The sequence below is a fragment of the Streptomyces sp. NPDC088252 genome, assembly GCF_044740965.1.
Lineage (GTDB): Bacteria > Actinomycetota > Actinomycetes > Streptomycetales > Streptomycetaceae > Streptomyces.
This window is the reverse complement of sequence record NZ_JBIURS010000054.1, coordinates 1-14,695: the sequence shown is the minus strand read 5'-3', so window position 1 is coordinate 14,695 and position 14,695 is coordinate 1. Positions and strand designations below refer to the sequence as shown.

Annotated in this window: 12 protein-coding genes and 3 pseudogenes; 6 read left to right on the top strand and 9 right to left on the bottom strand. The window is 67.2% G+C overall.

Annotated features, from left to right (window positions below; translation table 11 throughout):
• Positions 1 to 769: 769 nt before the first annotated feature.
• Positions 770 to 1,192: a hypothetical protein gene (locus ACIOHC_RS43320; protein WP_351083905.1), complete on the bottom strand. Its 423-nt coding sequence runs from the start codon at positions 1,190 to 1,192 to the stop codon at positions 770 to 772.
• 919 nt (positions 1,193 to 2,111) lie between these two features.
• Here ACIOHC_RS43320 and ACIOHC_RS43315 point away from each other — a divergent pair.
• Both ACIOHC_RS43315 and ACIOHC_RS43310 read left to right on the top strand, forming a co-directional pair.
• Positions 2,112 to 2,705: a hypothetical protein gene (locus ACIOHC_RS43315; RefSeq protein WP_401846938.1), complete on the top strand. Its 594-nt coding sequence runs from the start codon at positions 2,112 to 2,114 to the stop codon at positions 2,703 to 2,705.
• Positions 2,706 to 3,334: 629 nt separating this feature from the next.
• A complete protein-coding gene (locus tag ACIOHC_RS43310) occupies positions 3,335 to 3,877 on the top strand; it encodes a DUF4232 domain-containing protein (protein WP_351086703.1) in 543 nt (180 codons plus the stop codon).
• 368 nt (positions 3,878 to 4,245) lie between these two features.
• On the opposite strand, the pseudogene ACIOHC_RS43305 reads toward ACIOHC_RS43310, so the two are convergent.
• Positions 4,246 to 4,641, bottom strand: a pseudogene (locus tag ACIOHC_RS43305) (PaaI family thioesterase).
• A gap of 50 nt (positions 4,642 to 4,691) precedes the next feature.
• Positions 4,692 to 5,283 (bottom strand): annotated as a pseudogene (locus tag ACIOHC_RS43300) (transposase); the annotation flags it as partial.
• Here ACIOHC_RS43300 and ACIOHC_RS43295 point away from each other — a divergent pair.
• Positions 5,239 to 5,751 carry a hypothetical protein gene (locus tag ACIOHC_RS43295; protein ID WP_401846936.1) on the top strand — a complete coding sequence of 171 codons (513 nt, stop codon included), beginning with the start codon at positions 5,239 to 5,241 and terminating at the stop codon, positions 5,749 to 5,751. The pseudogene ACIOHC_RS43300 and the gene ACIOHC_RS43295 overlap by 45 nt on opposite strands.
• Before the next feature lie 51 nt (positions 5,752 to 5,802).
• Positions 5,803 to 6,333, top strand: a complete 531-nt coding sequence (locus tag ACIOHC_RS43290) for a hypothetical protein (RefSeq protein WP_351086723.1) — start codon at positions 5,803 to 5,805, stop codon at positions 6,331 to 6,333.
• Positions 6,334 to 6,393: 60 nt separating this feature from the next.
• On the opposite strand, the gene ACIOHC_RS43285 is transcribed toward ACIOHC_RS43290, so the two are convergent.
• The gene (locus ACIOHC_RS43285; protein WP_351086709.1) at positions 6,394 to 7,581 is read right to left on the bottom strand and encodes a PP2C family protein-serine/threonine phosphatase; all 1,188 of its coding nucleotides are present in this window, start codon (positions 7,579 to 7,581) and stop codon (positions 6,394 to 6,396) included.
• Positions 7,582 to 8,671: 1,090 nt separating this feature from the next.
• Positions 8,672 to 9,262 carry a TetR/AcrR family transcriptional regulator gene (locus ACIOHC_RS43280; protein WP_351086711.1) on the bottom strand — a complete coding sequence of 197 codons (591 nt, stop codon included), beginning with the start codon at positions 9,260 to 9,262 and terminating at the stop codon, positions 8,672 to 8,674.
• A gap of 290 nt (positions 9,263 to 9,552) precedes the next feature.
• On the opposite strand from ACIOHC_RS43280, the gene ACIOHC_RS43275 reads away from it, so the two are divergent.
• Positions 9,553 to 10,500, top strand: coding sequence for an alpha/beta fold hydrolase (locus ACIOHC_RS43275; RefSeq protein WP_351086713.1), 948 nt, complete (start codon positions 9,553 to 9,555; stop codon positions 10,498 to 10,500).
• Positions 10,501 to 10,592: 92 nt separating this feature from the next.
• Here ACIOHC_RS43275 and ACIOHC_RS43270 read toward each other — a convergent pair whose 3' ends face one another.
• From ACIOHC_RS43270 to ACIOHC_RS43255, 4 genes are all read right to left on the bottom strand, one after another.
• Positions 10,593 to 10,721: a hypothetical protein gene (locus tag ACIOHC_RS43270; protein ID WP_351086715.1), complete on the bottom strand. Its 129-nt coding sequence runs from the start codon at positions 10,719 to 10,721 to the stop codon at positions 10,593 to 10,595.
• Positions 10,718 to 10,987: a hypothetical protein gene (locus tag ACIOHC_RS43265; protein ID WP_351086717.1), complete on the bottom strand. Its 270-nt coding sequence runs from the start codon at positions 10,985 to 10,987 to the stop codon at positions 10,718 to 10,720. Before ACIOHC_RS43265 ends, ACIOHC_RS43270 begins: the two co-directional genes overlap by 4 nt.
• A 313-nt stretch (positions 10,988 to 11,300) precedes the next feature.
• Positions 11,301 to 11,918, bottom strand: a complete 618-nt coding sequence (locus tag ACIOHC_RS43260) for a GNAT family protein (RefSeq protein ID WP_351086719.1) — start codon at positions 11,916 to 11,918, stop codon at positions 11,301 to 11,303.
• 466 nt (positions 11,919 to 12,384) lie between these two features.
• On the bottom strand, positions 12,385 to 13,815 hold the full coding sequence (locus ACIOHC_RS43255; protein ID WP_401846932.1) for a hypothetical protein: 1,431 nt from the start codon (positions 13,813 to 13,815) through the stop codon (positions 12,385 to 12,387).
• A gap of 676 nt (positions 13,816 to 14,491) precedes the next feature.
• Between ACIOHC_RS43255 and ACIOHC_RS43250 the strand changes: the two are divergent.
• Positions 14,492 to 14,695: pseudogene (locus ACIOHC_RS43250) on the top strand (IS3 family transposase); the annotation flags it as partial.

Sequence of the window (14,695 nt, the reverse complement as noted above, 5' to 3'; positions counted from 1 at the left end):
CCTCGCCCGCCAGCGCATCAGCGTCCTGTTCGCCATGCTCCGAGACGGCACCTTCTACGAACCCCGCACCCCCAAGAACCTCGAACTCGCCGCATGACCCCACCACACCCAAACCACCCCAAACCCAACATCGAGGTTAGCAGCGGGGCACGGACGGGGGGCTGCTCAGGCTCGCCGGTGGTGCTCGCCACAGGATGCTCCTGGGGGGCGGGCCTGTCCCGCCGTTCATCTTCTACCGGTGTTTTGCGTGCCGCCTCGTGACGCCGATCTCCGGGTCTTTCCAATCACATCGTGAGGCGCGTACGGGGAGGAGATTTCTCCCCCGTCCGGCGCCGGTCTCCGCCCACAGGCCCCCGCTCCGAGACTCGCTTCCGAAACCGCCACGATCAGCGAGGCGGTCCGTACGTGAGGAGCCGTCCATGTTCCAGAACCCCGCCGCGCCGCTCGCCCCGATGACCCCGAACACGGTCATCAGCACCTTCAACCACCTCCGGGCCGTCCAGGCCGACGACACCGAGGGCCGCCGAACTCGCCACCACCGAGCCGCGGATGCCCACGCTGCTCGCGGACGTCGCCGAACGCATCGTCATCCCGGTCACCTCGCTGTGCGGCCTCGACCCGGAGCCCTACGACGACTCCTTCACCCTGGAGGCAGTCGGCCGCATCCTCGTGACCACCCTGCACGAAGCCGGGACGTTCTCCCGACAAGCGATTCGGTACACGGCCATGGACAGTGGTCGTACCGGCCGTCCACGGCCGCGCCGCCGGCTCAGCGGACATGCACCGTCACCACATCAGAGGCGTGCAAGCGCACCGGATTCTGGTCGTGCGGGCCGGTCAGCCCGTACAGCACCGCACGGAACCCCAGGTCGCCCCGGCGCGCGGACGTGCCGCGTGCAGTGACCCGTGCCTCGCCCCCGACCGCGGCGCTGCAATTCTCCTGATGCCACCCTTCGCCGAAGCCCTTCTCCTCCAGGCACAGCTGATGCAGGTAGCCGGCGCTGTCATCGCCGCCGTGCGCCTTGACCGTGATGGTCTTGCCGACATGCGCAGTGCGCGGCGCCGTGATGTCCACACTGCCCTTGGCGAACGCCGGCCCGGCGGCCAGAGCCACTGAGGCCAGACCCAGCGCACCGATCACAACCACACGCCCGCACCGCGCCTCCACACCGGTCTGCTTCGTCCTGGACATGGACTCCCCTCCCACGGATCCCCCACCTGGTGAAACCCACCCCTCCACGAAGGGCGCCCGGTGCGCCCCGCTGACCATCCAGATGAGCCGGCCACCCCGCACGTTGCCCCTCGCCCAGCACTGTTACGAATTGACGACATACCCCGCCAACCATGGCTTGATCCCACCAACAGCCGCCAAATCACTTCCTGGGAGCAGTAGCTGGCTGACCTGAGTGCTCCGACACCGCCAACAGAAGAGGCATCCACCGATAGGCAAGATGGCCCGCCGCGTCACCGAATACCTCGAAGCGCCGAAGCGCCGAAGCGCCGAAGCGCCGAAGCGCCGAAGCGCCGAAGCGCCGAAGCGCCGAAGCGCCGAAGCGCCGGAGCGCCGGCCACCGCGTGACACCGGGGGTGCGCGGTCGTTGGACAGCACGGATCCAGGCTGTGCCTGAGCTCGATTGAGCGTGAGCTGCGGAACGAACGGCCCCTACCGCAAGAACGTCGACCACGACTCCACCTGTGGCGCGAGGCCCTGCACAAGACGTTCCCGAATAGCGACGGTTGCTCGCTCCCGCCTTCCTGGGCGGCAACGGGCACCGCCACTACGAGGAGGCCGGTCTGCGCGACTGCAGCAGATCCTGCTGATGCGGGAACTGGGGGCTGGGACTGCGGGAGATCACAGCGGTCCTGAAGTCCCACTACAACATCCAGGTCGAACCCGGTACCGAGATCTGGACCGGCGGACAAGCGATAGTCATCGGGGGGGACAGTTTTGTGGCATCGATGACGGACACCTGTATCGCTAAATGATCCTTTCGCTTGGCGTCGGAGTGTCCTGACGAGCGTGGTCGAATGTGGTGACACGCCCCGCCGGGGCGTTTCACCACGCGCCTAATGCACCTTCCCTATCGAAGAGAGTGAAAATCCTTGTGAATATGAAACAGTTGACTTACGCTGCCCTTTCCCGCTCTTCCCGGACAGCTGAATCAGGGTGCGACGGATTTTACTGCCCCTCCGAACGCCTTCTCATGACAGATGTCTCTCTTCATGGAGACATTGGATTCGTCCTGGTCGTTCATCACCAACGTGACGGATTGGTGGTCGAGAAAATCTACTATGCGCTACGGAATTCTGACGGAACTTGGCAGGAGCCCGATCACCTCAGTGGTGGTCTCGCCGGAATTGACCCGCAAGTCGCCAGGGACGTCCAGGGCGAGCTGCACGGCGAGACCATGAAAAGCATCTCGGATGCGGAATCGCTCATCTACACCGGCCGGTTCAGTATCGATGACGGATACGAAAGCATCCGCTTCCTGGAAGTTCTCACAGCTCCGTGGACCGACCACATCGAGGTGGTCGACCGGGGCCGACCAGATGTTTCCGTTACCCTAAAGTCGGCGCCTCACATGCTGTCAATTCTCGTGACCTTCCCTGAAGAAAGACTACTTCTACGAACCGGCTCGGACGGTTCAGTAATCCACTTTGATGGGGCCGGAGTCGTTGCTGATGACGATCCTGGCAAGTTGTAATGCGATACCGAGCTTTTCCATCCTCAGCCTGAGCCGTTCAGCCGCAGAGGGAGGGCGGCTTGGACGAGGCTCGTGACGCAGGGCGGCGGGCGAGCATCGGAGCTTGCGAAGGAGTCGCCAGGCTTTGAGCGTGGCGACGGCTTGCTCAACGAGGGGCTGACGGTAGCCGCCGTCGACCCCGGCGCTCTCGGATTGTGGGGTGCTCGGCCGCTCCCGTTCCGATAACACCGCCTCTCCCTTCACCTTCGGGACGACCTGGCTTACCCACATCCGCGGGTGCGCCCTGGGATACCCGTTCGTCCTGACGAAACTGTGGACTCCGGGGAGACACGCGACGGCCCCCGGTCGCGGGCCTGCCGCGTGCACCGCGTGTACACCTCGGCCGTCATGGGCGTCACTGGCACCCGCGCCCACGCGCGCCGAGAACGAGAACGAGAACGCGTGGTCACGGCACTCGGCGGCGGCGCCACACCGCATGAGTCCTTGTACACGGCTACAGTTGGGAGCCTTGCTGCCGGAAAAAGGTTCTCCGGCACACCGAACCTCCCCCGGGCATTGCACATCTTCAGGTGCGTAGGCGCGCACTGACTTCGCGCGCCGATTCGTATTCGAGGGGAACCGGAAACTTCATGAAGAGCAAGCTGACCGCCATGGCCCTTGCGGCCGTCGTCGTCGCCGGCACTGCCGCTACCGCCATCCCGGCCTCGGCCGCCCCCGCCAAGGCCGAGCCGACCCGCTGCCACACCGTCGACCTGAAGGCCGGCTTCGCCATGGGGGATGACGCGAAGCCGGAGATGGGGCGGACCCAGAAGCAGACCCAGGCGTACATCTGGTTCACCAACCAGAGCAAGCGCACCTGCACCCTGTCCGGCTTCGCCGGTGTCGACATGATCGGCGCCCAGAAGACCGACGGCACCTGGTCGCTGGCGCGCTCCTCCAAGAAGCCCGAAAAGATGATCCTGAAGCAGGGGGACACGGTGGACTTCAGCATCAACCTGCTCCCGGTGGCCAAGTCCACGCCGCAGAAGAAGAAGTTCGTTCCGGCGAAGTTCCTGGTCACCCCGCCGAACGAGACGGAGTACTTCACCCTGAAGTGGCCGTTTGGCGGCCAGATCCTCAAGCAGGACGGCGCCACCCGCCCGGCCACCTACCTCGACCCGGTCGGACTGTAACCGACTGGACAGCCTCTGAGCTTCCCTTCGGCGTCGCCGATGGCCACCGCAGGACTCCCGGAATGAGTTGAAGCCTCCGGGTGGTGCGGTGGCCACATCTGACACGCGGCACGCCCGGCCTTCTCGCCGGGCCCGCGAAGATCCGCCGGCTCCGCCCCGGCATGACGATCGGAATACACGAAGCCCCAGCCCGCGGGAGGCCCACATGCCGTCGACGATTTGGTCCGGCGCGATCTCGTTCGGCCTGGTCACTTCTCTGAACTCACAGATCAGGGAGTGCAGGTAAGGCCCCTCGGCGGAAGCGGGTGTGCAGTGTGACCCACCGGCCGTATCGCTCGGGCGCTCCCGCCAGGCCGTTCTGTACTGCCTTACTTTGCGGGAGTGTTCACGCGGATCAGTGTCTGCTGCCCGTTGGCGACGCGCTTGCGCTGGCCGCCGTCCTGGACGCCGAAGACTTCCAGTTGGCACGCGGTCAGGGTGCGCCCGGGCTTCAGGACCGTTCTCACTGCTTCGAGGTGGTCGCCGACGGCGGGAGCGAGAAGGTTGATCTCGTACTCCACGGTGAGTACCTGGCTGTCCTGTGGACAGCGTCAGGGCCGCGTAGCCGCCGGCGCTGTCCGCGATGGCGCTGGTGGCGCCGCATGGACGTAGCCGTGCTGCTGGGTGTCTTCGGGCCGTGTGACGCGCCGTTCGATCTCTTCCTCCTCGGCGTCCCAGTCGGGCAGCGGGCCGTCGGCGACGAAGGTCTGGACTTCTGGCCTCATCCCGGAATCATCGGCGTTCTTGCCCGACCGGGACAAGTCCTTCTGCCAGGTCAGGCTGCCTTCTCCACAAGTACCGGCCCGGTGGAGAAGGCCTCTCGCTCGTCGAACAGCTTGTGGTGCTGGAGACAGTGGTGAAGCTGGCCGATCATGCGGTTGAAGAGGTTGCGCAGAGCAGAGGCATGCCAGTCTCCGTGACCGTCTCGGCGCCTGCGGTAGTGCGCTTTGGCGCCGGGCGAGGAGGACAGGACGGCGAACGCCCGGAGGTATCCGGCGTGGTTGAGGCGGTCGTTCTTGACCCATCGGCGGGTGATGGCCGACTTCTTCCCAGAGGCCCTGGTGATCGGCGAGGAGCCTGCGTAGGCCTTCAGCCCGCGGGCGTCGGCGAACCGTTGCCGGTCGTCGCCGATCTCGGCCAGGACTCGGGCGCCAAGCTGGGGGCCGAGTCCTGGGAAGCTGAGAATGACCTCGGCGTCCTCATGTTGAGAGAAGGCCTCCTCGACGGCTTGGGGTGGGTGTCGGCGGCGGTGCAGGCGGCGTCCAACGGGAGGAGCAGGGCAAGCACTGTTTGCCGAGGGCGTTCTCGACCAGCGGTGGCCGGTGCGGCCAGTCGGTGCGGAGAGCATCGCGGAGCCGTTCTGTGTCCGCCTCGACATCGGAGCAGAGTGGCCGGACTGGCCCCAGGAACTTGTCGTACAGGAAGCCGTGGCCCGGCAGATCGCCAACGCCTACTCCCCCGGCCTGGGCAATATCGAACGCGATGACGCGGACGACGAACCCACGTACTGGTACCGGGTACGTGCCGCCGCCGCTGAGGCGCTCGGGATGGCCTCCTCCGCTGAGGAGATAGCCGCCTTTCTCCGGCCTACTTCACCAGCCATCGCCGCCGAATCCCTCCGTCCGCGGGTGTGGGAGCCAGACGCTCCACTCCGGGCTGCCGAGGCACGCCAGGACGCGGTCCTCGCCGCGGCCCGCACCCTCAACCGCCGGCAGAAGCTCGAACGCCACGACATCGGCGAGACCGATCTCTGTATGCAAACCTTCGACCTCCAGAAATCTCAGCCGGGGAAACCACGGCTGAGATTCCCGGGCGACCGCACCACGGCGACGTGACGAGCCCGCCAGGAAGGAACGAGATACTTCGCTGCCGACGCCTTCCTCGCCATTCGCAATGTCGCAGCCCACGAGGAGGCGATGGGCTGGTCTCGGCAAGACGCTCCGGAACATCTGGCTGCTCTGAGCGTCTCGCTCGTCGGATCGAAGAGTGCACGACCGAGCAGGTCCCATCGTCCGACCAGCCTCATGAGCAGAGGAGCCCTGGGAGTCATGGCCCAGGACTTCGTGCTGTCATCCTCTGTTCCTTCGCATTACGGTTCCCTGATGAACCACGATGAGATCCGCGATGAGCTGTTGAGTTCTGCTCGGCGGTGGGCTCAGATATCTGTCGATGCCTCCGACGTCCCCCGCCTGACTACGGCGCGCGGCGGCAACGTCGGTACTCCTGGTCCACCGAGGACCCCCGGCGGCCTGTCACGGGGCCCGGACGGCTCCCCGGGAACGGGCCAGCTGCCTCAGCTCGGAGCGCGCCACCGGCACCGAGGGGACGGTCTCCCAGTGGGCGTGCCACCACAGCCGCACGGACAAGAGCAGCAGGCGGTGGTGTCGCAGGGGCGGGGCGTGGCGAGCGCGTCGTAGGTGGCGTTGCAGGCGTGCTGGACCTGACACCACCCGCCGGAAGTCGCCCGGTCCTTGGGTTCAGTGGCCTGGGGGCGGGGGCGATCCACCGAGGTGGCGCCGGTGGTGACCAATGGGATGGGATGTGAGGTGCGGCCGGTGGGACGGGGTACGTTCGATGACCAGGAGGGCGGCGTCGTCGGCGGGGTGACCGCCGATGTGGGCGAGCAGATCGCGGTGGATGTGGTGCAGCAGAGTATCGGGGCTGCTGGTGGGGAAGGAGGCGACTCGTTCGGCAAGCGGGTAGAACGCTCGGGACGGCGAGCGGGCTTCGATGACACCGTCGGTGTAGAGGACAAGCATGTCACCGCCTTCGAAGGTGAACGGGTCGATGCGGTCGTCCTCGATCGGTCGTTCGCACACGCCCAGCGGAGGCAGAGGCTGTCGGGCGTGCAGGACCGTGACCCGCTGATCGCGCACCAGCAGAGGCGGGCAATGTCCACAGTTGATCATCTCGGCGGCCGACAGGACGTCGGAGATCTCCAGAACGAGGCAGGTGATGAAGTGCTCGCCGACGTCGTGCTCGGTGTCCGTCACGTCCTCCAGGTTCCGGGAGACGCTGTCTTCGAGCGCTGTTACCAGCCCGGGGAGGGTGGCATGCCGGTGAGCGCCCTCACGGAATGCCCCCAGCACCAGCGAGGCCTCACCGATGGCGGCCAGCCCGTGGCCCCGGACATCGCCGATGACCACCCGGGTCGCGGCATGCGCGGCGCGGGCGAACGCAAACAGATCACCCCCGATCTCGGCCTCGTCCTCCGCGGACATGTACAGCCATGCCACCTGCAACGGCCCGATCCGCCGTGGTGGAGGCCGAAGCAGAACACGCTGAGCCGTCTCCGCCACAGAGCGTGCCCGGCTCAGCGCCCGGTCGCGCCGCTCCCGCACAAACCGCGTGAGAAACACCAGGGCGGAGAGCACGGTCAGCGCGATGATCTGCGCCACGCGGTTGGTCGTGGTCAGTTCGCCGAGGAAGACAGCGATGAACACCTGGGCCGCCACTGCCAGGACCCCGGCGAGAGCAGTGATCCGTGGCCCGGCGAGGGAGGCGGTCAGAGCGGGCGCGATGACCAGCAGTGGGCCCAGCTGGACATCGCGCCCGGTATAGATGTCCAGCGCGGTGATCGTCACGATCAGGACGAACGGCACCGCCACCAGGCCACGGCCTGATGGTGTCTCCAGGAGGTGATCCCACAAACGTCGCACACCCATATACCCCTTATGCTCCATCGATAGCGCGCCCTCAGCCAGCCGACGAGCACGGGTCGGGTCTTCTCTCAAGCCTTCCTGCGGCGGCCTCATTCCGTCCGTCCCCTGACCCTGCCGTGACTTCCGATTTCGGAAGCACGGCTCCAGCTCGTGCCAGTCGAAGAGATGGGTCCGTCCAGCCTTCGGTCCTTGTCCAAGGGGAGGGGCCGGTCCGGGTCGATCTCGGCGAGCCGGCGGACCCGCTGGGCCGTCAGCCGTGTCAGCCTGGCTTCTTCCAGGCGGTAGGACATCTGTGCGGCCGAGGTGGATCAAGCCCGCCCAGTCGATCGAGGTCCGTTTCGCGAGGTCTCGGGCAGGGGCCGTCGGCGTCGCGCTCTACCGCTTCGCCGAAGTCGACGCTCTGCCCACCACGCGCGCCGAGGTCGACTGGAAGCAGCTGCTCGGCGTCGGCGAAGGCCGGCCCCGCTCGCCTGAACCGGCGATCACCGCAACGCGGCTCAGCGGCACGAGCACGCCTCTGCCCGGGAGGGGGCGAATGAGGCGAGGCCTCTCTCCTGCAGAGGGTGGTCTCTCCGCCGGGCGGTGCTGACCCAAGAGGGGTGACCTGCCCGAACACCGCCGCCCACTCCGGACGCCGGCAACCTGTTGGGCGCCTCGTTGCGCAAGCCGTCGCGCGACTCGTAAGCACCACCCTTGCGCGACCCCGGCCGGACAGCAGCGCTACCTGGCACGCCGATAGGGACGAATACGGCCGGATGTCCGGAACCATGGCCAGGTCGAGATGACGCCGGCGCCTGCCGACCGGACGGCCGACCCGTCGCTGCACTTCGCCGACGCCGCCCAGACCCTCCGTACAGCGCCAGGACAGCCCCTCGGTCGTTCCGCCCGCCGCGCCCCAGCGACCGATGAACTCGTTCAGAGCGCGACGTTGCTGTTCCTCCTGGGCGATCTGCTGGGCGAGCACGGTGCGGTCGATGTACGGGTCGACGGCGGCCAGGACCAGGCGCCGAAGTTCGGCCGATTCGATATGGGCAGGTCCGGCTATGGGAACTTGCGGAGTTTCCTGGACCTCGCCACCGCGCGTCCGCCCCGGTCAGCGCGGCTGGCGCAGTCCTGCGACGAGGAGTGCGACCAGTTGGCGCGCGTCGTAGCGGGGGTCGCTGTCGGCGCCGATGCAGAGGTTCCCGATGCCGCGCATGAGCTGGTACCCGTCGAGGTCGGAGTGGACCTCACCGGAGGCGGCGGCAGCGTCGAGGAGCTGGGTGCACACCGGAAGGAGGCGATCGAGGAAGTAGGCGTGCAGTGTTTCGAAGCCGATGCTGTCGTTCTGCATCGCGGCGGCAAGGCCGTGTTTGGTGACCAGGAAGTCGACGAAGAGGTCGGCCCATCGCCCCAGGGCGGCATGGGGCGTCGGGCTGGACGCCAGCAGGGCCGGGCCGGCTTCGGCGCAGGCGTCGACCTGGTGGCGGTAGACGGCGATGACAAGGTCCGCCCGGGTGGGGAAGTGGCGGTAGACCGTACCCACCCCGACGCCGGCCTCGGCCGCGATATCCCGCACCGGCGCGTCCACTCCCGAGTTGACGAAGACCGCGGCAGCCGCGTCCAGCAGGGTCTGCTGGTTGCGGCGGACATCCTTGCGCTTGGACTTGGCTGAGCTTCCCGGGCCCTGGCCGCTGTCGTTCACCGCGGCACTCCTTCCGTAACCGGCCTTGCAAAGCGGAACGGCGTTCCGTATCGTGATCGGAACAAGGTTCCGTTTCACCCATGATGGCAGACCAGGGGACGGTCGACCAGACCGCTGTCGCGATCACACTCCATCCGGGGCGAAGTGCACGCGACCGTCCGTACCTGGTGTTGATGGGCTGCGGATGAGAAACGCTCCTCACTCCCTGCTTGCCCAACCCGGCTTGCGGCGCCCCCGGCCGTCGGCCCCACCGCGCCAAGACTGCGAAGAACCGAACGGAAGGCACTTGCATGTCCGACTCGAACACCACGAACACGAACACACAGAAGACTGCGGGTGCGCCCACCATGGTGGTATCCGCGAAGCCGATCGTCCTGTCCGCCCCGGGCCGCGGCGAGAACCTCCAGGTCCGCGTATCCGCCCCCGCGACCGGCAGCGATCTGCCCGTCATCGTCTTCTCGCACGGCTTCGGCTGGTCGATGAACGGCTACGCCCCGCTGGCGGACTTCTGGGCCGCCCACGGCTTCGTGGTCCTGCAGCCCACCCACCTCGACTCCAGGACCTTCGGCCTCCCCGCTGAGGACCCCCGTACGCCGAGGATATGGCGCTTCCGTGTCGAGGACCTCACGCGCGTGTTGGACGGACTCGACATTCTGGAAGCGTCCGTGCCGGGCCTTGCCGGGCGCCTCAAACGCGACCGCATCGCCGTGGCCGGCCACTCCTGGGGAGCCCAGACAGCCAGCACGCTGCTGGGTGCGCGCGTCCTCGACTCTGATGGCGTACCCGGAGAGGACATGTCCGACCCCCGCGTCAAGGCGGGTGTGCTGCTCGCCCTGACCGGCCTGGGCGACGACCTGACTCCGTTCGCCGCCGAGAACCTCCCCTTCATGAAGCCGTCCTTCGACACCATGACCACACCGGCCCTCATCGTCGCCGGGGACAACGACCGGTCCCACCTGTCCACCCGCGGACCGGACTGGTTCACCGACCCCTACACCTACAGCCCGGCAAGCAAAAGCCTGCTCACACTGTTCGGAGCCGAGCACTCGCTCGGAGGAATCCCCGGATACGAGGTCGCCGAGACGACCGACGAGAGCCCCGCACGCGTCGCCCTGATCCAGCACCTCACCACAGCCTTCCTGCGCAGCGCCCTCCATCCCGAGGACACCAGCTGGAAGGCGGCGGCCACCGCACTGGAGGAAGGCCCCGACCCGCTGGGGAAGCTCCAGAACAAGTAGGCGAACCTCACCAGGACTCGCCCGCCCTGATACGACCTCTTGAAAATGGTGGGGACCACGCTTTCGCGGCCGCCGCGCACTCCCAGCAGCGGTCAGGGGCTGTTCTGGGCAACGACGGCGCGGAACTTCTGCATCATCAGGGCAACCGAGCCGCGTTGCACGGGCGCCGGGTCCGGCTCGCCCCAGATCTCGTGCAGCGCGGCGCGCATCCGGTCGTTCATGGCATCGTTGCATCGCTGATAGCGGCGCCGCGCTCCTCGGGCACCTCGCGGTGCCCGATACGACGGACATGGGCCCGTGTCCGGCGCCGATCATCCCGATCGTGGTGGCCTTCCGGCCCAAACGCCGGGCTGTTTTGCGCATCGCGGCCGCCGCGAAGGCGAAGTCCCAGGCGAAGACGGTGGCGGAGAAGGCGATCCGTACCCTGGTCAAAGGCGGCGAGCCGATCACCTTCCAGGCCGTCCAGCGCGAAGCCGACGTCTCTCACGCCTTCCTCTATAACCACCCCGACCTGCGCGAACGCAATCGAACGTCCGCGAGCCCAGGCCTGTTCGATCCCCGCACCAGCGCCACCGGCCGACGGGCAGAGCCCCCTCGTCCTCGCACCGACGGGCCAGATCACCCGTCTCAAGAAGCAGCACCGAGACGAAGTACAGCCACTGCGGGAAGCGCTCGAACAGACCCACCGCGAGAACCTCGACCTCCGACGCGAACTCGCCCGCCGCGGCAGAGATACCCCACCCCCACAGGCCCGAGTCATCAGGCCCTGCTGATGCCCTGCCCAACAGAATGCTGCGCCATCACCGTGCAGCCTTCGGATGGCCGCGGTAACGCTCCCATTCGGGAGCGAGTATTGACATCACGATGTCGTCCACCCATGCACCGTCATACAGCAGCGCGTCGCGTCGGACGCCCTCCACGACGAATCCCGCCTTCTCATAGGCGCGTCGGGCACGCGGGTTGAAGGCGAACACCCCAAGCGAGATCCGGTGCAGACCCAGACCCTCGAAGCCATAACCCACGATCAACCGCGCCGCTTCGGTCCCAAACCCCCGGCCTTGGCCAGCCGCAGCCAGCGCGATCCGGAAGTTGCAGCTGCGATTGCCGCTGTCCCACTCGTTGAGCACCGCCTCGCCCACGCAGGCGCCGGTCGCCCGCTCGACGACGGCCAGGTCCAGCCGGTCCGCTTGCTCACGGCGGGTGCCATACCACGCACGCATCCGTTCCTCAGCGGCCTCGTCCCAAGGCTCACGATCTGCCAGTCCATGGCTGCTGCCGGTCAGGCGGCTCACCTCCGGATCCTGGAGCAACGAGCGAAGCACAGGAACGTCCTGATCCAGGAGGAACGGGCGCAGGAGCACCCTCTCCCCGACGAGCGTTGGCTTGACGGAAAAGTCCGCCTGCAAATGATCACTCACGATGCGATTCTCAACGCAGTCGGGTGCTCCGGCAATCGAGTTCCTCGGGCCACCTCACGTCGATCGAAGGAACGTCATGGCCAGCCATGTTGAGCACCACCCGCAACAAAACCAGCGATAACGCCCGATGTCGGCAAAACCCACGTCGCCCAAGACCCTCGGCCACCTCGCCGTCCGCCAGGGCGCCCATGTCCGTGGAGGGCGTCGACCGTCGGCCTCAGCCATCCGGTCTCGGGGTCCACCGGGCACCAAGCACCTACGAGAACTCTCAACACGCCTGCGAGACTCTCATCTAGGTTGCGGTACCGCAGGTCGGTCAAGGCGTCTTCGGCAACGGCGAAACTCATTGAGCTGTATCTCAATCACCTGCAGTCCCGCAGGCCAGAGGGGCGGGCCTCTCTACGGCAACAAGATTGAGAGCTCACAGGCGCCCGCGAAGCTCCGGCCACTGATCAGCAGCGTGTACTCAACGGCAGGGCTGTCCTGATGGACGCGCCCCGCCGTTGGCACAGGTCGGTTGGGTTACCGGTGGTCGTGGCGCTTGCAGCGCTTGTCGTGCTTGCAGCGCTTGTCGTGCTTGCAGCGCTTGTCGTGCTTGGGTGTTCTTCACTTGGGCGTGGGCCCTGCAGGAGACGTCGACCTTCAGAGTGATGGGAGGGTAGCTGATCCCGGCGGGGAGGACGTTGCTACGGGTGCAGGTGAGGGTGTTCAGGGTGCACTTCCATCCCGTGCCACGGATGCTGTCGGCGCTGAGCCCGGCGGGGAGGGTGTCGTGCACGGTGACCATGGTGCCGTTGGTCGGGGCGGCCCCAGCGGCGTTGCCCACGGTGATGGTGTAGGTGCCATCCCGCCCCTGGGTGAAGTGCCTGGTGTGGGTCTTGGTGATGGTCAAGGACGGGACCTTGTAGGAGATGATCACCTGGCCGTTGTGATTCGCCGTCCCCATCATCGAAAGCGCATAGCTCGTGCCGGTACCTGTGGGGGTGGTGAAGCTGCTGCCCCCACCACCACCGCCCCCACCGGCCGAGGTACCGCGGCTGTTGACAGCGCCGCTGTCGCCGCCCCCGCCGGCGAAGTACCCACCCCCACCGCCCCCACCACCAGCGATGGCAGTGGCGGCGCAGCCGCCGTCGAAGCTGCCCCCGGTGCCTCCGGTACCGACCGTGGCACCTGAAAACCCGCTTCCCGGCCCGCCGTTCGAGACCGCACAAAATGGAACGGTGCCGGCGGCCCCGCTGGCACCACCGGTACTGGTGCTGGTGATGCCACCGCCGCCACCCTGCCCCGGCGAAGCCCCAGGACCGGTGGCACTTCCCGCGGTACCGCCGGTGGCGTCCGGCGTTGTCCCGCCGTTGCCTCCGCTCCCTCCCGTAGCTCCGGTGCCGCCGGCGGCACCGCCGCCCCCGGCGACCACCAACAAGGAGCCGCCCGTGCTGATGCTGGAGGCCCCGCCCCCACCCGGACCTTCAAAATGAAAACCACTGGCCGGAAAACTCCCACCTGGGGCGCCGCCGTTGAACCCGCCGGCACCCGGCGTCCCGGTGCCGTTGCAGCCTTTGCCGCCGGTGCCGCCGACGTTGACGGTGAAGGTCGTCGGTGCGGCGGTTTGCGGGAGGGTGGTGACGACCCGCGCCCCCGTCCCACCGGTTCCCGTGACGGAACAGGGGGTGCCGGTGTTGTCGGCACCGCCGGCGCCGTCCGCGGTGATCGTCACCACCGCCCCCGCCGGAACCGTCAAGGTCTGCGGAGCGCCGGTGAAGGTGAAGGTCTGCGACGGATCAGCCCTCTGCGCCCGCACTGGCACACCCCCCACCGGCGCGGCGGCCACCGGTGGAGCCGTGGCCGCCAGCAGCGCCATACCGGACAGCAGCGCGCTCCCCACCGGTACCACCCCCATACCGCGCGCTCCACGCCGTCCAGCTGAGCCAACCGGATCGTACGCACCGACGGCACCAACCGGGGTCGTCCCACCGGCCAGGGTCCTGTTGAACACGGCCACGGGCCACTGACGGCTGACCCGGTACCACGGCAGATCGCCCTGTGCACGAGTACGAGCTCTCATCCGCGGGTTCACCTCTCTCACAGCAAAGCGCCCCGCACCCCTCACACGACAATGCGTAAGCATGACAGGGCATCTGACGGAAAATCACGACAAATCACAATTAGATACCTCAATCCGATCACTTCGAGGTAGCGAGGCAATGAGAAACCTCGTGTGCCGCAGCACCCCACGCGAGCCGACGAGAAGGATGAGTCACACCATCGGCCCGGTCACCAACCGCGCCCGGCGCACCCTCCTGGGAATTCTTCATCACCTCACTGCGCGCCGCTACCGAAGGCAACGACAAGGCGCTTGGTGCCCACATCCTGCAATGCATGGCCCGTCAGATGTCCCACCTCGAACAGTAGGAAGACGCGCTCGTGCGCGCCGCCCCCTGAGGCCCGCTTCCGGGCCGTCCTGGGCAATCTCGCCGAGGCGAAGCAGCAGCCGGCCGGGCCGAGGATGCCTTCACCAGCATCGTGTCCTGAAGCGCGAGGGCGCCGGCTGCGGACGCCGTCGGATCGCACGTCTGATGCGGCAGGCCGGACCCGCCGACCGGACCCGAAGGCGACGACACCGCACCACGATCCCGGATCCACATGCAAGCACCCGCCCTGACCTGGTCCTTCGCAATTTCCAGACCGACCCCGCCGCCATCGGCACTCGCTGGTGCGGCGACATCACCTACATCGCCACCGAAGAAGGCTGGCTCTACTTGGCGACCGTCATCGACATC

Excerpts from the sequence above, each read along its gene's own strand:
- ACIOHC_RS43285 (WP_351086709.1), bottom strand. The coding sequence starts at position 7,581 with ATGGGTGTGCGACGTTTGTGGGATCACCTCCTGGAGACACCATCAGGC.
- ACIOHC_RS43255 (WP_401846932.1), bottom strand. The coding sequence starts at position 13,815 with ATGGGGGTGGTACCGGTGGGGAGCGCGCTGCTGTCCGGTATGGCGCTG.
- ACIOHC_RS43320 (WP_351083905.1), bottom strand. The coding sequence starts at position 1,192 with ATGTCCAGGACGAAGCAGACCGGTGTGGAGGCGCGGTGCGGGCGTGTG.
- ACIOHC_RS43315 (WP_401846938.1), top strand. The coding sequence starts at position 2,112 with ATGAAACAGTTGACTTACGCTGCCCTTTCCCGCTCTTCCCGGACAGCT.
- ACIOHC_RS43270 (WP_351086715.1), bottom strand. The coding sequence starts at position 10,721 with ATGAACGACCGGATGCGCGCCGCGCTGCACGAGATCTGGGGCGAGCCG.
- ACIOHC_RS43310 (WP_351086703.1), top strand. The coding sequence starts at position 3,335 with ATGAAGAGCAAGCTGACCGCCATGGCCCTTGCGGCCGTCGTCGTCGCC.
- ACIOHC_RS43275 (WP_351086713.1), top strand. The coding sequence starts at position 9,553 with ATGTCCGACTCGAACACCACGAACACGAACACACAGAAGACTGCGGGT.